22 protein-coding genes are annotated in these 20,085 nt (G+C 68.8%); 5 read left to right on the top strand and 17 right to left on the bottom strand.

Annotated features, from left to right (window positions below):
- Nucleotides 1-209: 209 nt before the first annotated feature.
- On the bottom strand, nucleotides 210-587 hold the full coding sequence (locus LUM46_RS23035) for a DUF1622 domain-containing protein (protein WP_274997383.1): 378 nt from the start codon (nucleotides 585-587) through the stop codon (nucleotides 210-212).
- 215 nt (nucleotides 588-802) lie between these two features.
- Nucleotides 803-1,084 carry a hypothetical protein gene (locus tag LUM46_RS23030; RefSeq protein WP_274997381.1) on the bottom strand — a complete coding sequence of 94 codons (282 nt, stop codon included), beginning with the start codon at nucleotides 1,082-1,084 and terminating at the stop codon, nucleotides 803-805.
- Nucleotides 1,085-1,285: 201 nt separating this feature from the next.
- Between LUM46_RS23030 and LUM46_RS23025 the strand changes: the two genes are divergently transcribed.
- Entirely contained in the window at nucleotides 1,286-1,471 is a 186-nt protein-coding gene (locus LUM46_RS23025; protein ID WP_274997380.1) for a hypothetical protein, read from the top strand.
- On the opposite strand, the gene LUM46_RS23020 is transcribed toward LUM46_RS23025, so the two are convergent.
- The 3 genes from LUM46_RS23020 to LUM46_RS23010 form a co-directional block, all read right to left on the bottom strand.
- The gene (locus tag LUM46_RS23020) at nucleotides 1,459-2,364 is read right to left on the bottom strand and encodes a glycosyltransferase family 2 protein (protein WP_274997378.1); all 906 of its coding nucleotides are present in this window, start codon (nucleotides 2,362-2,364) and stop codon (nucleotides 1,459-1,461) included. The two genes, LUM46_RS23025 and LUM46_RS23020, sit on opposite strands and share 13 nt — an antisense overlap.
- A 55-nt stretch (nucleotides 2,365-2,419) precedes the next feature.
- Entirely contained in the window at nucleotides 2,420-3,346 is a 927-nt protein-coding gene (locus tag LUM46_RS23015; RefSeq protein WP_274997376.1) for a glycosyltransferase family 2 protein, read from the bottom strand.
- 390 nt (nucleotides 3,347-3,736) lie between these two features.
- On the bottom strand, nucleotides 3,737-4,327 hold the full coding sequence (locus tag LUM46_RS23010; protein WP_274997375.1) for a helix-turn-helix domain-containing protein: 591 nt from the start codon (nucleotides 4,325-4,327) through the stop codon (nucleotides 3,737-3,739).
- A gap of 111 nt (nucleotides 4,328-4,438) precedes the next feature.
- Here LUM46_RS23010 and LUM46_RS23005 point away from each other — a divergent pair, with 111 nt between their 5' ends.
- Nucleotides 4,439-5,662 carry a DUF1684 domain-containing protein gene (locus tag LUM46_RS23005; protein WP_274997373.1) on the top strand — a complete coding sequence of 408 codons (1,224 nt, stop codon included), beginning with the start codon at nucleotides 4,439-4,441 and terminating at the stop codon, nucleotides 5,660-5,662.
- Between the two features lie 310 nt (nucleotides 5,663-5,972).
- Here LUM46_RS23005 and LUM46_RS23000 read toward each other — a convergent pair whose 3' ends face one another.
- The 3 genes from LUM46_RS23000 to LUM46_RS22990 all read right to left on the bottom strand — a co-directional run bounded on the left by LUM46_RS23000 (nucleotide 5,973) and on the right by LUM46_RS22990 (nucleotide 7,332).
- Nucleotides 5,973-6,113 (bottom strand): S24/S26 family peptidase, encoded by a 141-nt coding sequence (locus LUM46_RS23000; protein ID WP_274997371.1) that lies wholly within the window; start codon nucleotides 6,111-6,113, stop codon nucleotides 5,973-5,975.
- Nucleotides 6,114-6,309: 196 nt separating this feature from the next.
- Nucleotides 6,310-6,687: a DUF1622 domain-containing protein gene (locus LUM46_RS22995; protein ID WP_274997370.1), complete on the bottom strand. Its 378-nt coding sequence runs from the start codon at nucleotides 6,685-6,687 to the stop codon at nucleotides 6,310-6,312.
- A 54-nt stretch (nucleotides 6,688-6,741) separates the two neighbouring features.
- Complete coding sequence (locus tag LUM46_RS22990) at nucleotides 6,742-7,332, bottom strand: DUF305 domain-containing protein (protein WP_274997368.1); 591 nt, start codon at nucleotides 7,330-7,332, stop codon at nucleotides 6,742-6,744.
- A gap of 254 nt (nucleotides 7,333-7,586) precedes the next feature.
- Between LUM46_RS22990 and LUM46_RS22985 the strand changes: the two genes are divergently transcribed.
- Together LUM46_RS22985 and LUM46_RS22980 are read left to right on the top strand one after the other, a co-directional pair.
- Nucleotides 7,587-8,057 (top strand): YrhK family protein, encoded by a 471-nt coding sequence (locus tag LUM46_RS22985; RefSeq protein ID WP_274997367.1) that lies wholly within the window; start codon nucleotides 7,587-7,589, stop codon nucleotides 8,055-8,057.
- Between the two features lie 323 nt (nucleotides 8,058-8,380).
- Nucleotides 8,381-9,013, top strand: a complete 633-nt coding sequence (locus LUM46_RS22980; protein ID WP_274997366.1) for a hypothetical protein — start codon at nucleotides 8,381-8,383, stop codon at nucleotides 9,011-9,013.
- Between the two features lie 39 nt (nucleotides 9,014-9,052).
- On the opposite strand, the gene LUM46_RS26750 is transcribed toward LUM46_RS22980, so the two are convergent.
- Both LUM46_RS26750 and LUM46_RS22975 read right to left on the bottom strand, forming a co-directional pair.
- On the bottom strand, nucleotides 9,053-9,511 hold the full coding sequence (locus LUM46_RS26750; RefSeq protein ID WP_374726979.1) for a DNA-processing protein DprA: 459 nt from the start codon (nucleotides 9,509-9,511) through the stop codon (nucleotides 9,053-9,055).
- A complete protein-coding gene (locus LUM46_RS22975) occupies nucleotides 9,423-9,764 on the bottom strand; it encodes a hypothetical protein (RefSeq protein WP_274997365.1) in 342 nt (113 codons plus the stop codon). Before LUM46_RS22975 ends, LUM46_RS26750 begins: the two co-directional genes overlap by 89 nt.
- A 391-nt stretch (nucleotides 9,765-10,155) precedes the next feature.
- On the opposite strand from LUM46_RS22975, the gene LUM46_RS22970 reads away from it, so the two are divergent.
- Nucleotides 10,156-11,349 (top strand): MFS transporter, encoded by a 1,194-nt coding sequence (locus LUM46_RS22970; protein ID WP_338109907.1) that lies wholly within the window; start codon nucleotides 10,156-10,158, stop codon nucleotides 11,347-11,349.
- A gap of 857 nt (nucleotides 11,350-12,206) precedes the next feature.
- On the opposite strand, the gene LUM46_RS22965 is transcribed toward LUM46_RS22970, so the two are convergent.
- The 7 genes from LUM46_RS22965 to LUM46_RS22935 form a co-directional block, all read right to left on the bottom strand.
- Entirely contained in the window at nucleotides 12,207-12,809 is a 603-nt protein-coding gene (locus LUM46_RS22965; RefSeq protein WP_274997363.1) for a TetR/AcrR family transcriptional regulator, read from the bottom strand.
- Nucleotides 12,810-12,904: 95 nt separating this feature from the next.
- A complete protein-coding gene (locus LUM46_RS22960) occupies nucleotides 12,905-13,372 on the bottom strand; it encodes a nuclear transport factor 2 family protein (RefSeq protein ID WP_274997361.1) in 468 nt (155 codons plus the stop codon).
- A 333-nt stretch (nucleotides 13,373-13,705) separates the two neighbouring features.
- Nucleotides 13,706-14,407 carry a response regulator gene (locus tag LUM46_RS22955; RefSeq protein WP_274997360.1) on the bottom strand — a complete coding sequence of 234 codons (702 nt, stop codon included), beginning with the start codon at nucleotides 14,405-14,407 and terminating at the stop codon, nucleotides 13,706-13,708.
- Nucleotides 14,404-15,534, bottom strand: a complete 1,131-nt coding sequence (locus tag LUM46_RS22950; protein ID WP_274997359.1) for a sensor histidine kinase — start codon at nucleotides 15,532-15,534, stop codon at nucleotides 14,404-14,406. Before LUM46_RS22950 ends, LUM46_RS22955 begins: the two co-directional genes overlap by 4 nt.
- Nucleotides 15,535-15,639: 105 nt before the next feature.
- On the bottom strand, nucleotides 15,640-18,165 hold the full coding sequence (locus LUM46_RS22945; protein WP_274997358.1) for an FtsX-like permease family protein: 2,526 nt from the start codon (nucleotides 18,163-18,165) through the stop codon (nucleotides 15,640-15,642).
- A gap of 5 nt (nucleotides 18,166-18,170) precedes the next feature.
- Nucleotides 18,171-18,881, bottom strand: coding sequence for an ABC transporter ATP-binding protein (locus tag LUM46_RS22940; RefSeq protein ID WP_274997357.1), 711 nt, complete (start codon nucleotides 18,879-18,881; stop codon nucleotides 18,171-18,173).
- A gap of 221 nt (nucleotides 18,882-19,102) precedes the next feature.
- Nucleotides 19,103-19,963: an alpha/beta hydrolase gene (locus tag LUM46_RS22935; protein WP_274997355.1), complete on the bottom strand. Its 861-nt coding sequence runs from the start codon at nucleotides 19,961-19,963 to the stop codon at nucleotides 19,103-19,105.
- Nucleotides 19,964-20,085 lie beyond the last annotated feature (122 nt).

Genomic DNA, 20,085 nt, shown 5'->3' with positions numbered 1-20,085 from the left:
CGCAGGGTACGGCTACCGGTGGCTCCGCCGGACCGGCGACGGCGAGGCGATCTGCTCCATACCGGAGACATCGCGGTCTCGGTTCCGTCGTGCTCTCGTCCGTAGAACGACCGCTGGGTGCAATGAGTGCGGTCACTGCCCGATGAGCGCGATTCCTGCCCCGGCGACGAGCGCGGTGACAGGTCCGTTGGTGATCAGTGCCACGAGTGCTACCGGGCCGGACTGCCGCTGCCGGATGCACTCGGTCGTGCACCTTCCTTCTGCCAGGGCCACCGGCCGGTGATCTCCAGCTCGAGAGACCAGCTGAGGAAGGTGCGGATCAGGACGATGCCGGCGAGGACCCCGACACTCTCGAGCGTCGGGGCCACTGCCACGGTGCGGATGATGTCCGCGGCGACCAACAGTTCGAGCCCGAGCAGAATGGATCTGCCGAGAAACCGCCGGTACCGCCCGTAGACCTCACCTTGTCTGCGCGCCAGCCGGGTGACGGCGAACACGGTGGCCATCACGGCGCCCAGGACAACTGCCACGACGCCCGCGGCGTCTACCGCCCTACCGACCGCTCCGACCCATTCCTCAAACGTCATGCGCCGCTCCCTCGTCGGTCAGCGAATCGGAACCTTGTTGCCGGTCGCCTCGGTCAGCTCGCGGATGCGCACGCTCGGAGCGGGTGATGGCGAGCGAGTGGTGCGGGATCTGACAGCTGGACTCTGCTGCCCGTGGCCGGGTGGCGTAGCCGACCAGATAGTTGTCGACCTGGTGTGCGTCGGACGGGAGCCGGTTCCTTCAAGAGCCTACAAATTCATCTGCGCACGAGCTTGAAGAAGGTGCTGCCGCCACCGCCCGAGCGCTCTGCCTGGTACAGGAACGCCAACCCGGCGTCGTCGAACTTTTGGAACCAGGTCTCCCAACTGATCGGTTCGAGCTGGTCCTCGCCCGCGCCACCTGGGAAGTCAATGCGCAGCACACCGGCCTCGCCGCCGTCGTCCGTGCCGCGCACGCTCGCCGGCGTACCGTCGTTCTGCTCCACCCAGGAGCGGATCTCGTCATGGTCCGTCGTGGTCTTGCTCTTGGAATCAGCCATGTTGCCTCCCGTGCTAATTAGCGGCCGCCGGTACCGCGCTGATCGTGCTCGGCAATTTCTGTTCAAGGAACCGCGCCGTGGCCTCGTCCTCGCGCACGATGTCTCCTCGACGTGGGCGTCGGCCTCTTTCTGGACCCTCTTCCACCGTAAGAACAACGCGCCCACTGGCAAGCGCGGAGGCAGGCCAGCTGAGGGGGGCCGATGGAGCAGAGGCTCGCGGCGGGCGGGCTCGTGCTGGAGCTCGCCGCTGAAGACACCGATCGCCTCGAGGTGACCATGGGCTTCCGCCCCCAGGCGTACGGCCCGCTGCGCGGTGAGCTCACCGTTGCCGGCCGGCTAGGACGTGTCTTCCCTGCGTACGGTGGGTCGCGGGCTCAGCTGACATAGTTGCGGGCCGTAGACGACTGCTGGGCCTCCTCGAGCGCGAGGAGTCTCGCCTCGGCGTGCGGGGGCAGCGGCGTTCGTTCCTGCAGGACCCATGGTGCGCCGCGGAGCGCGTGCCAGAGGCCGGCCGCGGAGACGCGGTCGCGGGGCAGGGATCGCAGGACGTCCCGTGTCCGGCGCAGTGCGGCGGGTAGGGGACGCCGCAGCCAGATGAACCACAGCGTGTTGCGGATGCCGTCCCGGCGTCGGCGGTGCGGGTCCCGGGCCTTGGACGGGTGGTGGTGGATGGCGATGGCCTCGAGGAAGCACAGCTCCCAGCCGGCCGTGGCGAGGTCGGTGGCGAGTAGTTCCTCCTCGCCGCCGAGCCAGAGCCGGGGGTGGAACCCTCCGATGGCGCGAAATGCGTCCCGGCGGACCACGGAGGCGCCGGCGAGGAAGCTTCCCAGCGCGGGGCCGGGCAGGTCTGCCGCTGTGGGTACTGGCGACTGGCGTAGCTCGGTGACGATCGGGTCTTCCTGTCCGTGTGGCTCCACGATGATGCGCCCGGTCAGCACGGCGACGCGCGGGTGCGCCTCAAGCACGTTGGCCGCCTCCCGCAGGGAGCCGGGCTCCCACCAGGTGTCGTCGTCGCAGAACGCGACGTAGGGCGTGTCGAGACGGTCGACGCCGACGTTGCGGCCGACGGCACCGAGGTTCGTGGGGCTGGCGACGAGCTCTGCCCACGGGTGCTGGGAGCGGATGGCGTCCGCGGTCCCGTCGTGGGAGGCGTTGTCGACGACGATGACGCGAGGCTGCTCGGGCAGCTCGCGGAGCCGGGCGAGTGCGCCCAGTACCTCGTCGCGCCGGTTGTGGGTGATGACGACGACGCCGATGCGGGCGTCGGGTTGCCGAGCCATGGGGATCCTCCGGGGACGACGGGGCAAGCTGGGAACGGGCGGTGGCTCCTGCTGGTCAGGGGACCGTCGGCTCCCTCACGCCATCGGTGGTCACGCGGTCGAGCATCTCGATGTCAGCCAGCACCTCAGGCGGGAGCAGCCGCCGGTGCCGGAGGGCCTGCGGCAGCCGGGCGACGGCGTCGAGCACGCCGAGGCGCCCTGGAGCTCCCGCCCGTAACTCCGCCGTGACGCGCTCGGCCACGGCGTTCCACGGCAGCCGCATCGCCGCGGTGAGCACCCGTGACCGCGCCAGGCCTCGCTCACGCCGCTCGGGGGCGCCGCGCTGCCGAGACGGGTGGTGGTGGACGGCGGGGCCGGCCAGGTACACCAGCGCCCAGCCGCGGGCGGTGAGGTCCCACGCCAGGCGTTCCTCCTCGCCGGGGAACCGGATGACGTCGTCGAACCCGCCCGCCGCGAGGAAGGCGGACCGACGCACCATCGCGGCGCACGCCATGAACCCGAGGATGCGCGGGCCGGGCAGCATGCCTTGCCGATGTGGCAGCGGGGACGCGGAGAGCACGGCGGAGAAAGGGTCGGGGAGCTCCTCGTCTCCCACGAACGTGTCCACGTTCGCGAGGGCGACGCGCGGCGCGGCCTCAAGCGCGTCCGCCGTCGCGCGGAGGGCCCCGGGCGCCCACCACGAGTCGTCGTCGGCGAAGGCGACGAACGGGGTGCGGGCGCGCAATGCACCGGTTGTTCGTCCGGCCGCCGCGCGGTTCTGGCCCAGCTCGACCACCTCCACGTGAGGGTGGGTGCGCCGGACCGCGTCGGGAGTCCCGTCGGTCGATCCGTTGTCGACCAGGACCACGGGGGACCGGTGATGGCCGAGGCTGCGAAGCAGCTCCTCGCGGCGGTTGCGGCTGACGACGACCACCGTGACGCGTGCGTCCTCCATCGTCGGGCGGCTGCCTGCCAACTGGTGGTGGCGCTCAAGTTCGGGCATCCGGTTGTCCTCTCGTGGGTCGGCGGTGCTGCGGGTGGCGGACCGGCGGGTGGGCACAGCGCGGCACATGGGCCCAGATCCGTAGGACCACCAAGGCGCTGCAGGTGCCGTCGCTCGACGCCGCAGTCACCCGTAGGTCCTCCGGTGCCAATCGATGGTCTCCACCACGCGCCTGCGGGCCGTGGCCTGGACTCGGGACCTGGCTCCACCGTACGGAGAACGCCCCCACTGGCAAGTACGGACAACGCGCGTCAGGTCTTGACCCGGTTTGGCGGACACACCGGGTCGAGGCACGAGACTGGCTCGCCGCGTGGGAGAACACCAAACGTCTTTGCCACGTCGGCAAGCGTCACGGGACGACGGCTGTGGTGGCCCGGACGGCGGGCTCGTTCATTTCCTGGGCGCGGTGCGGGCGCGGATGTGTGCGCGCTCGCCCTGCCGTCCGATGAGGCAGAGGTATTCCACGGGCTGGCTGGTCGCGGCGCCGAACCAGTGGGGCGTGCGGGTGTCGAACTCGGCGGCTTCGCCGGGCGCGAGGACCAGGTCGTGGTCCCCGAGCACGAGTCGTAGCTGCCCGTTGAGGACGTAGGCCCACTCGTACCCCTCGTGGGTCTTGGGAGTGGGCTGATCCGAGCCGCGGCTTCCGGGAAGGATGAACTTGTAGGCCTGGATGCCGCCGGGGCGCCGGGTCAACGGCAGGACCGTCTGCCCTCCCTTGCAGTGGATGGGGCGCAGGTGGACACGTGGGTCGCCGGTGGCGGGGGCGTCGACCAGCTCGTCGAGCGTGACGCCGTGCGCTCTGGCCAGAGGCAGCAGCTGTTCCAGCGTCGGTCGCCGGGAGCCGGACTCCAGCCGGGACAGTGTGCTGATGGAGATGCCGGTAGCGGCCGACAGCTCGGCCAGCGTGGTCTCACGTTCGTGGCGAAGGTTGCGCAGCCGGGGTCCGACGGCGTCGAGGCCCTCGCCCTTCTCGTTGCTCATGGCGGCCAGTTTGCCAGAACGGCAACAATGTTTGCCAGGTTCTGCGCCGCCGTCCCAGTGTGGCCACCTGGAGGGCGCTCGGTCCGGGCGTCAACAGGAACAGGAGGATCTATGTCTGCTGAGGACTCTGGCCACCCGGGTGTGCCGGTCGAGTACGCGACCTGGCGGAACAACCGTTGGGAGGAGGTCGCCGGCCCGGGCGGCAAGGCGGGCACCGTCCAGCTGGCCATGGTCTCGCATCCCGAACCGGGGGTGCCGGGGCTGCCGGGTCGCTGGGAAGTGAGTGCATCGGGGGTCCTGACCCTCACCGTCACCGCCGCGGACGGCGTGTCGATCGGCGGGCGACCGGTGACCGGTGCGGTGGAAGTGGAGTCCGGCAGCCAGGTGGAGCTCGCTGACGGGCGGGTGTGTTTCGTCCAGGGACGGGGCGGAACCTACGGGATGGTCGTCTGGGACCCTTCGGCACCGGTTCTCACGGGGCTGCGCGAGATCGCGAGCTATCCCTACGATCCGAGCTGGGTCGTCGAGGCCGAGTACCGGTCGGTGCCCGGCCGTACCGTCGAAGTGGGGCGACTGACCAGCCCGCGGAGCAAGGAGATGGTCTCCGCCCCGGGCGACCTGGTCGTCGAGCTCGGCGGCCAGGAGCACACCCTGGTGGTGCTGGAATCCGTCCCCGGCCTGCGGCTGGCGGTCTTCACCGATCCCAGCAGCGGCACCGACACACCCGAGATCGGTCGGTGGCTGATCCTGCCCCCGGACGAGGGCAGCACCCTCCGGGTCGACTTCAACCAGGTGATCCTGCCCCACCACGTGTTCTCCACGGCGTTTCCGTGCCCGATCCCGCTTGAAGCGAACCATCTTCCGGTCGTCGTCGACGCCGGAGAACGTGCACTCGTTCTCGACGAGAGGAACGGGAGCACGGTGACAGAGCCCGACAAGAAAGGACAGGACGGAATCATGGAACCCGAGCTGACGGAGAAGGCGGTCCAGTACCTGCGGCACCTGGAGAAGTTCGACTTCGCGAGCATGCGTGCGATGTGCGCGGACACGGCCACCGTCTGGCACAACGACGGCAAGGGCGAGCAGACGATCGAGGAGAACCTCGAGCAGCTCGAGCAGATGTCGAGCGGCGGGGGTGTCGTGGCGTTGCGGTACGAGATCACCCGACAGTTCCAGAAGCCCGACGAGGTGCTCCAGCAGCACGTGCTGCACATCAACATGCCCGACGGGTCCGGCACCGAGCTGCCCGTGGCGATGTACTTCGGTTTCAAAGACGGTCTCATCGACCGGATCGAGGAGTACGCGAACATGACGCCGCCGACGAGGGCAAGGTGACCGCCGGAAGCTGATCCGGCAGCTGAACCGGCGCCGAGGATCTCCGGCACCTGGGCACGAGCGGCGCCCAGGTGCCGGATCGCTGTCAGCCTTGTCCTCGCGACGGCGGACGACGGCTACTGCCGTCAGGCCCAGGAGCAGCACCGCAGCTCCGGCGGGGAGCCACCGTGACTGGCGCGGTGAGGAGGCCGACGATGGCGGGTGCCGCCAGCGCCGTCATGATCATCGGTAAGGCTAGGTCAGGGGCAGATCAAACCCTGCCGGGCCGTCAGGGAGGACCGAGGCTCGCCCGTGGGCACGATGGCGTCGTTCATCGCCTCGCGGGCTTGGACTGGTCTACGAGGAGCCCGTCACCATCACTCATGCCGGCCCCGGTCCTGAAATCGCCCGCGGCGTGCACGATGAACGTGGCCGCGCGGTCGTGCACGCGCATCTTGGTCAGATCGCGCATGCGTTCGAGTACATATCGGGAACGCACTGGGTGCGTGCGAGTGAACGGTAGCTGCCCTAGCGTCGTGGTGCGGTGGCGTGATCCTGACCATCACGCCGCCGCACCAGGGAACCGGCTCCTGTGCTTCCACGACGACCCCGGCCGCGCCCCGGTCCTGTGTCGGTCCTGCACACGCCGGCCGATGGGTATCAGCGTGCTACTGGGCCGGACTGCCGCTGCCGGATGCACTCGGTCGTGTGCCTTCCTTCTGCCAGGGCCACCGGCCGGTGATCTCCAGCTCGAGAGACCAGCTGAGGAAGGTGCGGATGAGGACGATGCCGGCGAGGACCCCGACACTCTCGAGCGTCGGGGCCACTGCCACGGTGCGGATGATGTCCGCGGCGACCAACAGTTCGAGCCCGAGCAGAATGGATCTGCCGAGAAACCGCCGGTACCGCCCGTAGACCTCACCTTGTCTGCGCGCCAGCCGGGTGACGGCGAACACGGTGGCCACCACGGCGCCCAGGACAACCGCCACGACGCCCGCGGCGTCTACCGCTCTACCGACCGCTCCGACCCATTCCTCGAACGTCATGCGCCGTCCCCCTCGTCGGTCAGTGAATCGGAACCTTGTTGCCGATCGACTCGGTCAGCCCGCGGGGCACTGCCGCTGGGCTGGCTCCTGGAAGCTCGGGACCTGCCGGGACTGCGCCTCGGCGGGCGTGGCCGCGATCCCGTTGCGGGCGATGTCGTCGATCAGCCAGTCCATCTCGCGGATCTCGCGGCGCTGGGCCTCGCTGATCTCCACGGCGAGCTCGCAGACCCGGACGTCTTGGATCTGTGCGCGCTCCGAGCGGGTGATGGCGAGCGAGTGGTGCGGGATCATCGCGCTCATGAATGCGGAGTCGTCCACCGTGACCTGGCTGCGGTCCAGGAACGCCCCGCCCCCCAGAAGCAGCACGCTGGCCACTACCACCGCGACATTGGCCTTGGCGCTCTTGTACATATTGAGCATCCACGCGAGCATCACCAGGCCCATCGCGCCGCCCATGGTCAGTGCCATGAAGACGCGGCTCTGGCTGAAACGTACGTGGCTCCATTCCCAGGAGCCCACGAACATGACGAAGTACATGACCACCATTGCGGTCAGGAGCATCGCAGCGAACCGCAGATACATCCCGGAGTCGTGCGACCGGCCCTCTCCACGGTCCTTTGTGGCGTCCTCGTCCTTCTCGTTCATCGACACAGGTGTCCTCCCTGATCTGTTCACGGGGAGCCGCGCTGCTCGCGGCGCGCGCTAACTCACCGGCGCAGTTGCGGTCGCCGCCGACGATCCAGGCTCTACGGGCGGGGCGCTGGGTGCCGTTGCCATCGGTGCCTCCTCCTGCGCGGACTGCGGGTGCCCTTCGATGCTGCATCGCCGCGCGGCGGCTCGCACCTAGGTACAGCCCGCGGTGCGACCGGACACCGCTGCTTCCATGCTGAAGGTTCCGCATGACACCGACAGGGAGTGCGTGCGTCGGATCGGACCACGCCGAGGGGCCAGCCGGACGGCGGGAGACCACCTGGCACGGTTCCGGCTGGCTCACCGCGCTCCGGACGACTGGACGACTGGACGACTGGGCACAACTGATCAAGCTGGGAGATGTAGTGCGAATTTTCGATCCTCGGGCCCGTCAGGTTACGTCGCAGCAAGCCCGCCGCTATGCCATGTTCGAGGTGCTGCATACGACCGCTGACTTCCTCGCGGCAATGCTCTTCGTCATCGGCAGCATCCTGTTCTTCTCCGAGCAGACGAAAGTGGCGGCTACGTTCTGCTTCCTGATCGGTTCGCTCTTCTTTGCCGCCAAGCCCAGCATCCGACTCGTCCGGGAGTTCTGGCTCGCGCGCCTGGACAAGGCCGACGAGCTCGCGGACAGGGCACCGGAAGGGCCGAGCTCGATCGAACATCGCACGGACGGATGAGGAAGGCCGTGGAAGTCGGCCGGTCAGCGAAGTGCCCGCCGTCGTGGTAATTGACACGGCTCCACCGCGAGGAGCCTGGGGAGTTCGAGCGCCGTCGGGAGGTTCTGGCCATCACGAAGTTCGTCGTGACAGGGCGGTGACGGTCCGAGCGAGGCGCGGACAGCGCCGGGGACCCGACGCGCTGAACGTGGCACAGCCGTCATCGCCTGCAAGTACTTTCCGGATGAATCACGGCAAGTCTTGGACGCCCCGGCCGATAGGGTCTGGCTGTGCAGCATGTGTGGCGGGCTCCGCGCCCGGGACGGTTCCTTGCGCTGGCGTGGGTGATGGCGAAGCCGGGCATCCTGAAAATGGAGGGCGATCTCAGGGCTGCTCTCCACCGATTCGTATTCATCGTCGACCCGAGGCAAGACCTGCTCGTCGTCGAGCGAATCCGGACCGGTTTCAACGAGATCGAGCGGACAGCTCGTGTCAGATATCGGTGGTCCCGCCTTGCGAATGCGCTCGTGGGCGCGTCGCCGGTTGTGTTCCTCTCGGTGGCGTTCTCCGCCAGCGAGCTCTCTGGCGGGAGTACTGATGCCGGCTTGATACCACCGTTGGGTGCCACATTGGCCTACCTGGCTCCCACTGTGGCGCTCGCGATCTACTGCGACCGAAGGACGCGGCAGTCTGTCCAGCAGATCGAGGAGTTCACTGCCCCGGAGGTCCTTCGGAGTCGCCTTCTCGGGGAGGACAGAGACGCTCTGCGTCAGATCGCACAAGCCGAGAAGCGGTCGGCGGGCGAGCAGCGACAGCTTCTGGAGATTCTGTGGCGGATCGCAGAAGCTGAACGGGTGCGTACGGACTATCTCGAGTCAGTCGTGGATTTCGACGACGAAGAGTTCGCACCGATTCTCCAACAGGTCGAGACCGCCAGAGCGGACCTGCGGGCGTGGGCGTACTTCGCCTCTGGGTGACGGGCCGCACGAAGTCGGTCAGACGTCGAGCGTGCGGCGTCAGGTGAGCACCAGAGGCAGGTCGAACCCAGCGGGGCCCTCATGAAGGACGCCGGCACGCCAGTGGGCGCGCCGGCGTCCTTCATCGCCTCGTGGATAGGTGAGCCCGGACACCTCCGTTGGAGACAGTTGCCCGGAACAGGTTGGCATTGCTGCTGGGGTAGGGGCGGGCCAGCCCTGCACGTAGCACTGCGGTTGCCGGCCCACCGGCCACGGCTGCACCCAGGACGGCTGTGCGTCGATGCCCGGCCAGCCGGACCCGAGGATAGTGACGCCCCGGTCGGCGAGGTCGATCGCCAGGGCGCGGGCGACGTCCCGGCCGCAGTCCGTGGGGACACGTGCCCCGATCACCGCCACCCGCGGCGAGTGTCTATTCAGGTACGACGAGTCGCCACGCGTCCACAAACACCAGCGGGTGGGCTGCCGGGTTTCCAGCGAGGGTGGGCCAGCCGTGCTCACCCGGTACCAGTGTTCCGAGCCCGAGCTGCTGGGTCCGCAGCAGGACCCGGCTGACTTCGGCAAGGCCCAGACGACCGGTGACGTCCTGGCGCCAGCGGGCCAACCGCGAGGTCTCTCCTTGTAGTGCGCCGTCGGAGATCTGCTGCACCAGGTACACGTCGCCGTGCGTGACCACGAGCTGGGGTGCGAGCTCGTCGCTGGGCTCGCAACCCGGGGCCAGGACGATACGCGCGGTGCCCTCGTCGGTGGCCATGCCAGCGATCTCGGACAGGTCTTACGTTGGCGCTGGCGTCAGGTCCTGGTCCGCGCTGTGCGGCTCCTGCTCGTCCATGCTGTGCCCCCTGGTATTGGTCCTCTGGTACCGGCCAGGTGCACCCGCACCGTCAGGACGCGCACGAGAGCGCAGTGCAGAGCCGGTCAGTGGCGGCCCGTCGACGGGGCCCAAGAGTGACGGCCGCGTCTGACAGGGCTTGCGCCGAAGCAGGTGCTGACCTGCGAATTCGATCGTGGAAAAGGTGTGGCCCCCGCGATCGGTTGGGGCTACCGTCGGCGCCTATGGACGTCAGACAGAACTGAAGTACCCGTCGAGCCAGGTGCTCGCCGGGGTCTCAGTCATGCCTGTTTCCCATCGAAAGTGAATCCCCGTGCCTCAGCATGCACCTGGGCGCCTTGACGCCTGCCTCACCCTGTCTCTGTCTCTCGCCTCACTGTCCGGTGGCCTGTTCCTGCCACTGTCGCTGGTGTACTTCACCGTCCTGACCGACATCCCGCTCCCCGTGCTGGGTGCGATCATGAGCGTGAGCGTCCTGATCGGCCTTCCGCTACCGATCGCGACCGGGGCACTGGTCGACCGCTGGACCGCGCATCCTGTCGTCGTTGTCGGCCTGGGCATCCAGGCTGTCGCGTACGCCGGCTTCGTCGTCGCCCGTGAGCCGGTCGAAGTCTTGCTGGCGTCATCGGTGATGGCCGTTGGCGTGCGCCTCTTCTGGTCGTCGGTCTTCACCTTCCTCGCGGACTACGCGGAGTCCGGGGCCGGCCTGTCGATGGAGCAATGGTTCGGTCGCCTCAACGCGGTCCGGACCGTAGGAGTCGTCGTGGGCGGGCTCGTCACCGGAGTCGTGATCTCGGTCCAGGTCGAGAGTGCTTATCTGGCGCTCGCGTGGGCGGCATCGGGGTGCACCGCCGTCGCGGCGGTCCTGATTCTCGCTGTCGTGAAGGTGCGTCCCCGAGCGGGCCGTTTCACCGGAGAAGAGACACGGACCTACGTGTCGATCCTCCGCGACCGCGAGTTCCTGCGGTTCCTCGCGCTGAACAGCGTGCTCGCGCTGTCGACCCTCTTCTTCGGCCTTTCGTTGCCCACCGTCGTTCGTACGGGACTGGAGGGGCCAGGCTGGTTGACCGCTGCGCTTCTGGTGGTCAACGCGCTGCTCGTCGCCGTGCTGTCGTCGCGCGGTGCCGGCCTTGCGTCCCGCTTCTCGAAGGTGCGGCTCTTGAAGCGCGCGGCGCTTCTGTGGTGCGGCGCTTTTGCTGCTGTCGCTGTCGCAGTGACTTTGCCCTTGACCGCGGCCGCAGTGGTGCTCGTGATCGGCGTCGCTCTCCTGAGCACCGCAGAGATCTTGCACGCTCCGTCGTCCGCGGCGCTGGTGGATGAGCTCGGGCGGGGGGCGCGAGGGAGATATCTCGCTGTCTTCCAGTACTCGTTCGTCGTTGCGGAGTTGGTGGGGCCGATCATGTTCACGGCCCTGTTCGACGTCGCGGCAGCCCTGCCGTTCGCCGTGGTCGCTGCGAGCTGCGGACTTGTCGCCATGATGCTGCACCGCAGCAGACGCCTCCGGTGAAGCTCGGAATCGAGACCAATGGACTCCTCATGCCCCTGAGCGTCGACGAGGACGGCCCGAGCGCGTTCGTCCGCCCCGATCAGTAACCGGGCAAGGGCTTCGCCGTTGCGCCGGTGACCGTCGTCGGGCTCGTGACTGGCGGGCTTACGATCGGCCAAGCACTCGCCGTGGGAGAGCCCCAGGGGCGACAGGCGCGTCCTTCGCGAGGCCTTCCCTCAGGGGCGAGCTAATGCTGTGCCGAGCTCCCGCCGACAATGACGGAGGACTGCGACCGTGCGAGTACGAAGCGAGATGCGCCACCCACCGTGCAGTTGGCAGCTGCGATCCACGTGCGCCAGCATCCTGACTGCTGATCTGGGGCATCGGACAATGCGTTCGGCGCTCCCGCGACGAGCTACCGCCAGACGGATCTGTCCGGTGACGGTTCGCCCCAGGACTTGCCCGACTTGGTGAGCGGTCTCGTCGATAAGCGACCCGAGGGCAGACAGGTCCGCGCGTGGCGCGACGCGTACGTGACCGACCAGGACGACTGCGCCGCGCTCCGAGCGCAACCTGAGGGTGGCTTCGCGCACCTGTGGGTCCGTTTCGAGCACCGCGGCGGCCGCCTGGGGGACCGAGTCCGGCACGATTCGTAGCCTGGCGCCGGCACCCGCCTGCCGAACCCGACCCGCGCCGATCTGATCGGTCTGATCGACGACCTGAACGACAGCGACAACACCTTCATCGTCGTCCATCCGCCCGTCGACGAGGCCGACTGGTTCTTCTCGGTCGCCAAGACCACCGCCGCCGCACCGAACACCATCGCCGACGACGTCCTGGATTGGGTCAGCCGACGCTGACCCAATCCCAAACAGGCCCTAGGGCGAAACCTGGTGAGCGAAGTTACCGCTGTCCGATCGAGACCGTTGCCCGCTGAGGGTCCGTGCCCAGGGCTCGTCGACGTCGGCCAGGCCGAGGGTCAGCGTGACATTCTCGAGCATGCCGGCGCCGAACCAGTGCCGGACCGCAGCGTCGTCGTGGTTCAGAAGCTCACTGACGAGTTCGACCTGCCGGGCATAGCACGTGCGCACCGCCTCGGCCACGAGCGGCTCATCAGCTGCGCAACTGGCCTGCATGAGGAACCGCATGACGTCCCGGTCCTGGATCAGGGTGCTGTAGGCGGACCGGATCGCACGCATCACCCCCTCCGCCTGCCGGGGCGGCCCGGCCTCATCGGTGCCGGCGCCGGCTCCGGTCAGAGCATCCGAGAGCAGCTCGGACACGTGGCGGACGGCACCGGCGAACAGCGCCTCCTTACTGGCGAAGAGGCGGTAGATGTAGGGCTGAGAGATTCCGGCCCGTTCGGCGATCTCACTGGTTGTCGTGCCGTAGTAACCCTTGCGCGCGAAACAGGCCACGGCAGCGTCCAGCACGACTCGACGGCGTTGATCGCTTTTCACGCTAGAACCGGGGGCGGGCATGTCTGCCAGTCTTTCATTGCGGGGTGAGACGGGGTTCGAGGGGGCAAGACGGGTGGGCGACCCGTCTTGCCCCCTCTCACCCTGTCGAATCGGGATCAGCGCCCTGCGGGCCACGACACGTCTTGGCCACTGGCCGCCTGGTCGGGGGTCATGGCCTCGATGACCACAAGAGGGTTCCAGTAGTCGACGAACCGCTCGACCAGGCCCGCCTCGTCGAGGCGGATCACCGTGATGACCGTCTGCTCATACGGCTTGCCGGTGCTGAGGACGCTTCCCTCCGAGCGGTATTCGGCGACCGCGGTGCGGGGGTCGGTCGTCTCGATGAACTTCACGTCGACGAACTTCACATCGAAGGTCTGCGGGAAACCGCGCATGTGGGCGATCAGCGCCTCGCGTCCCTGCACCCGGGTAGACACACCGGCGGGAGCGAAGGGGAACTCGACCGTGCCGTCCGCGGCGTACAGCTCGATCCACTCGTCGATCTGGCCGGAGGACACCAGCCGCAGGTGCTCTGCCAGGGCGTGCTGTGCGGGGGTGAGCTCGCGGGCCGGGTTGGCGTTCATGGTCGCTCCTAGGTTAGTGATTGAACAATAACAAACCTAGCAAGGAGCCCGCCGAGGAGCAAGGGTGAGGACCGTCACGGCCCAGCCAAGACAGACGTGGGCAGTCCGCATGGCGATCCTCGTCCGGGACGGCGCACGGGTGAGGTCGATGCCGCTCCAGCGGCTGGCGGCCCCACGGGGGAAGGCGACGCCGAGACCGCGATCAGCCTCCTGCCCCGGGCCGGCACGGCGAGTGAGACAAGCTCCGGGGACAGGTAGCGCTGAGCTGTCAGGGTGGGTGGCCGATCCCGGCGCCGACATCGACAGTGTCGACCGCCACGACGCTCGCGATGGTCACTCGCCGGGGCTGACGAGTCCGGTCTCGTATCCGATGATCACGAGCTGGGCGCGGTCGCGCGCGTTCAGCTTGCCGAGGATGCGACTGACGTGCGTCTTCGCCGTGAGCGGCGACATGTAGAGCGACTCGCCGATCTCGGAGTTGGTCTTGCCACGTGCTACCTCGGCGAGCACTTCGCGTTCCCGCTCGCTCAGGACATCGAGGGGACCCGAGTCTCCCGGACGGCTGATCGGTCGGCGAACGAGGTCGGCGACCAACCGCTTGGTCATCGCCGGTGAGATGAGGACTTCACCGTCGTCGGCGGCAGCGATCGCCTCGAGCAGGAGTCGCGGCGGGGTGTCCTTGAGCAGGAAACCGGATGCACCGACTCTGAGCGCCTCGTAGACGTACTCATCGAGCGCGAAGGTGGTGAGTACGAGCACCTTGGTAGCACTGAGCCGTTCGTCGCGGCAGATCGCTCGCGTCGCGTCGAGCCCGTCCATGCGAGGCATGCGGATGTCCATCAGCACGACGTCGGGGCGTGTTCGCCAGGTCTCGGCGATGGCCTGCGCGCCGTCGCCGGCCTCACCGACGACCTCGATGCCGGGTTCGTTGGCGAGCAGTGCTGCGAACCCGCGACGTACCCACTCCTGGTCGTCGACGAGCAGCACGCGGATGTCGCGCCTCGCCATGGCAGGCGCGTCGAGCCGAGCGGTCATGCTTCCCACCCGTCGGGTAGCTGGTAGGGCACGAATGCGCGCACCGTGAACCCGCCGTCGTCGGTGGGTTCGGCGTGGACGGTGCCACCGAGGAGCTCCGCTCGCTCGCGGATCGCGACCAGACCGATGCCGGTGCCCGGCGCCGTCACGCGTGCGGTGGCCGGGGCGTCGTTCGACACGGTGACGTGCACGCCGCCGTCCGTGTGCCGGAGCCGGACGACCGCGGGGACGTCGCCGGCGTGGCGGGCGACGTTGACCAGGCATTCGTGCACGATGCGGTGCACCGTCACCACGGTGCTCTCCGCCACGCCCGCGGGATAGTGACCGTCCTCGACCACCTCGACCTTCCTCGAGTGCCTGGCGGCGACGACGACGTCGCTGAGGGTGGTGGTGGCCGCCGATACCGGGCGAAGCGGGACCGACTCGTCGGACCGGAGAAGCCCGAGGAGGGATCTCAGCTCGTCGAGTGATCGTCTGCCTGCGTCGTTGATCTCGACGAGCGCGGTGTGAGCAGCGGCGGGATCGCGCTCGAACCCGTGGGCGGCGATGCCGGACTGGACGGTGATCGCCGACAGCGAATGGGCGACGATGTCGTGCAGGTCGTACGCGATGCGAAGGCGTTCCGCCTGGAGCCGCTCGGCGACCTGGCGTTCCACAGCGTCGGCTCGACGCCGCAGGTTAGAGCGACGGGCGTCGGCGGCGGCGATCGGGAGCAGGAGAACGGCTGCGTCGGTGGCCCATTCGAACCAGAACTGCTCACCATCCATCTGCGCCCCGAAGCCGGCGACGACGATCGCGATGAACGACCCGAACCAGACCACAGAGCGGTCGTCGCTCCGGCGCACGAGACGGAACAGCGCCACGGCGAGCAGCGGCCGCAGCGCGAGCGGGCTGGAGGTCGATGCGAAGGTGACGACGTCCAGCACACCGATCGCCACGACGGTGGCCCGACCGAACCGGCCGGCGACGACGAACAGCACTGCGGCGACGGCCGCGATCGCGATGCCCGGGAGCTGCCGTCCGGCCACGACGTCCGGATCGGTGACCAGCATGCCGATCGACACCGCCAGTGCGGCGACGATCGCTACGAGATCGGCGCGAGAGGTGCGGGGATGGGTGTGTGTCACGGGACCATCGTCGTCGAGGCCGATGGCGGGCGCGTACTCCGACGGGAGGTTTCTGCACCAGGACCGGTCGTGGGACGCCGCGGCCCAGGTGCAGAGACCTGCGCATCAGCGGTCCCTGCTCACCAGTTCGAGCACAGGCACCCGGGAGACCCGGAACGCGGGCCACGCTGCAGCGGCCACGCCCGCTGCGACCGCAACGACGAGCGTCACTGCCAGGCGGGGCCAAGGTATGACGACGGACGGGATCTCCGCGCCTCCGGTGACATCGATCATCGCCCAGCCGAAACCGGCTGCGACGGCGATACCGATCGATGCTGCCACGAACGACAGGAGTGCCACCTCGAGCCGCACGATGCGACGCAGCGCCCGCCGAGACGCCCCGACCGCTCGCAGCAGCCCGATCTCTCCGGTGCGTTCATTGATCGCGAGCGCCGTGGTGTTGGCGACTCCAAGAAGCGCGATCAAGCTCGCCAGGATGAGCATCCCGTCGATGAAGTTCCCGAACGCAGCGATCTCGCTCCCCCTGCTGGCGACGTGTTCTTCCTGGGTCGCCAGGAACGCCCCAGGCGCATCTCGGACCAGGGCACTCACGTCTTGCTCTGCGTCCGCCGCCGCTCCGTCGGCGAGGTCGACGAACACCTGCGCATCGAGCTGACGACCGACCGAGGCGTCGAGTGTCGCCGCGTCGACGAAGTAGAGCGGGGCTTCGAAACCGCCGGTGCTCCTTGCGACCACGGCAACGATCGGCGCTTCGATGGTCGATCGTTCGAACTCGATCTCCAGGGTTCCGCCAAGCCGCGCCGGGTCGTCACCGACCACGGCCACGCCGCCCGAGCTCAGATCGGCGAGGTCGCCGGCGATCGGGTCGAGGTCGAACATGGTGGGCAGAGCCGTCGGGTCGATGCCGCCGATCGCCTCGGCCTTCCCCGCCACGATCCCTTCGGCGGCCGACAGCGCGGTGACCGCGTCGACGTCGGGCAGCGCTGCGATCCGGCCGGCCAGGGCTGGGTCGATCGTCGAGACGTCGGGGGTCGCCGACGTGACCACCAGGTCCGCTTCCAGTCCCTCGCGGACGTCGGTTCCGACCCCGCTCGTCAGAGAGCTCGCGAAGATCGCGAACATCGTCACCATCGCGGTGCCGAGCATGAGCGCGAGCGCCGTCGATGCCGATCGACGTGGGCTCGCAGCCAGGTTGCCCGCTGCGATCGTGCCAGACACACCGGCGGTGCGGCGGGCCACCGGTGCGCTCCACCGCGCCGCGGCGGTCACGATCGCCGGGCCGCACAGCACGAGCGCCGGGACGATGGCAGCAGCGAGCGCGAGCCACACGGGGTTCGAGCTCACCACAGCCACGGCTCCTCCAGCGATCGCCGCCGTGGCGAGCACGAGTCCGCTCGCAGTCCGCGCTCGGCTCACGGCCCGGGGTTCCGCCGCGCTCTCGCGCAGCGCCTCGATCGGTGGTGTCGCCGCCGCGCGGCGAGCCGGGATCCACGCCGAGAGGATCGTTGCGCCGATGCCGACGGTCGCGGCGATCGCGATCGAGACCGGGGTCACGATCGACGGCCCGGTGAGCAGGCTGACCCCGGTCAGTCCGACGACCCAGCGCAGCACGCCCACTCCAGCGACTCCGCAGACGAGGCCGGCGAGCGTGGCGATCATTCCGACGAACGCCGCCTCGATCACCACTGCGCCGAGCACCTGGCGTCGTTCCGCACCGACCGCACGCAGCAGTCCCGACTCCCGCCGGCGGCGGGCGACGGTGAGCGTGAACGTGTTGAAGATGATCGTCACGCCGATCAGGATCGCGACGACGGCGAAGGCCAGGAGGAACACGTTCAGGAACTGCAGCGGTGACGTCGCGGCGTCCTGCATCGTCCGGATGTAGTCGGGTCCGGCGACGACCTCGGCATCGGACAGCGCCGACAGCCGGCTGAGCACCTCGGTGCGGTCGGCACCCTGCGCGACGTCGACGAGCACCTCGGTCGGCGCCGCGGTGTCGAGCCAGGTGGACACCGCTGCGTCGGGGAACAGCACCGTTCGCTGCAGCGGTGCCGCGTCCGCCGATGCGAACGTCGCGATACCGGTGACGGTCGCGTCGTGCATACCCGTCGTGGTCAGGACCTGTACGACGTCACCGGGAGCCAGGCCTGCGTCGTCGGCGAGTGATCGATCGATCAGGATCTCTCCGACCTCGGTCGGTGGTTGCCCGCTCGCGAGCCGGAACGGATTGAGCGCCGGGTCGGCGATCCAGTTGCGACCGACGTCGCTCGCCGTGCCGGTTCCGACCGACGATCCATTGACGACCAGTTTGGCGAAGCCGACCCATTGCGAGACGGCCTCGTCGACGCCATCGACCGCAACCACGCGCTCGGTGATGTCGGGATCCAGTGATCGCTGAACCGTCCTGGCAGGGTCTCCCGGTCCTCCGCCGGGCTCGCCGAGCTCGACGCCCTGCACCACGGCGTTCGTTCCGGCCAGCGCTTCGGCGATATCACTGGCGGCTCGGCCGCGCATCGAGTCGGACAGCACCAGTGTCGCGGTGAGGAACGCCACCGACAATGCGATCGCCGTGCCCGTGAGCAGGAACCGACCCCGGCTCGCGAACAGGCTCCGGACCGCGCTGCGCACCATCTGCCTCATCGCCCCAGGCCCTTCACCACGTCGAGCACCGCATCGGCCGTCGGGCGATCCATCACGTCGTGCACTCTGCCGTCCACGACGAACACGACGTGGTCCGCCCACGCAGCGGCGTTGGGATCGTGCGTGACCATGACGATCGACTGCTGATGCTCGTCGACCGCTGATCGCAGGTAGCCGAGGATCTCTTGTCCGGACCGGGTGTCGAGGTTGCCGGTGGGCTCGTCGGCGAACACCACCTGCGGCCGGGCGGCGAGCGCCCGGGCGACGGCGACGCGCTGTTGCTGGCCGCCGGAGAGCTCCGCCGGCCGATGATGCAGGCGATCACCGAGACGCAGCAGCGACACGACCTGATCGAGCGCTCCATCACTCGGCCGGCGGCCCGACAACGTCAACGGCAGGCAGATGTTCTCCTCGGCCGTGAGCGTCGCGATGAGATTGAACGTCTGGAACACGAACCCGATCCGTTCTCGGCGCAGCCTCGTCAGTTCGCGGTCGGCGAGGGTCGACAGATCGGTGCTGCCGACGAACGCGCGGCCCGACGTCAGTCGATCCAGCCCGGCGGCGCAGTGCATCATCGTCGACTTTCCCGAACCCGACGGGCCCATCACGGCCGTGAACTTCCCTGCCGGGAACGCGATGGTGACGTCGTCGAGCGCGACGACGGCCGACTCGCCGGAACCGTATCGCTTGACTGCGCCGACGAGCATGGCCGCAGCGTCATCAGCATTGGATGACAGCGCGCTCCCGGACTGCCGATCGACGACTGTGGAATCTGGATGTAGGGACACGAGACCTCCGATGAGTGGCTGGTGTCCACCACGATGACGGCGGCTGCCCGGCCGCCGCGTCCACCCACGGGAGGCGACGTGTACTCGCACGGGAGTACACGCTCGACCGAACCGTCGATCTGGGTGGCCGACGATTCGGCCTACGTGAGGTGGTCGACGACATGGGTGTGGGCCGCGGTGTCGCCCAGGATCCTGTTGTGCCCCAGACCGGTGGTGGTGACGAGCTCACCGCTGTGCGGGTGCGCCCCGAGCAACAGCTTGCTCTGGGTCTGCGGGATCTGCTGGTCGCCGTCGTCGTGCAGCCAGAGCGTCCTGACGTGCTTCGGGAGCGGATGCTTCACGAGGTCGAACCGGTCGGCAACCTCGGGCGTGACCTCCGGGTTGTCCCGGAGCTGGTGCGCCACTGCCTGCGAGAACCGATCACGCAGTGACCACGGCAGCCCGATGGCCCCGACGAACACGTCCTCGGTGAAACGGAACGACGCGATGCTCGCGATCCCGGCCAGCCGTTGGGTGGGTACACCCTCGCGGACGGCAACGCCTGCCGCGAGGCTGCCGAGGGAATGGCCGACGACGCCGGCCCACGGTTCGGCCTCGACATCGGTCAGGCGGCGGACGATGGCGACGTCGTCGAGCGCCGTGCGGGTGTACCCACCGGAGTCGCCGTGAGCGGGCGCGTCGTAGGCGACGGCGCGGAGACCAGCGTCGGTGAGAGCGGACACGAGGCTCCCGAAGGCGGACGCGCGGCTCTGCCAGCCGTGCACGAGCAAGGCAGCCGGGGCATGCGGATCGCCCCAGGTGTATGTGGCGACGTCTACGCTCTCGTGCGACAGGTGGCCGCGACGTGCCTCCTCGTGCGTCGGTCGGTCGGCTACGCGGACCGGCGCGGGCCGGCCGACGCGCAGGAACGCACGCGCGGCGAGGGCAGCGGCAGGACCGGGTGCGGCGCGGCCGAGGAAACTGAACGCGCCGCGGACAGCGGCGGGCGCCTTCTGAGGCATGGGGTACTCCTTCTGCTCCGGGTCTGGGCCAGCATCGCGGTCAGGTGCGCGTCGTCCGTGCCGAACCGGCTGATCGCAAAGGCGGCCCACAGCGAGCTCGGTCGGATCCGTCGTAGAGGTGT

The sequence above is a fragment of the Promicromonospora iranensis genome (assembly GCF_028994805.1).
Lineage (GTDB): Bacteria > Actinomycetota > Actinomycetes > Actinomycetales > Cellulomonadaceae > Promicromonospora > Promicromonospora iranensis.
Note: the sequence above shows the minus strand (reverse complement) of the source record. Positions and strands in the feature narration are given on the sequence as shown.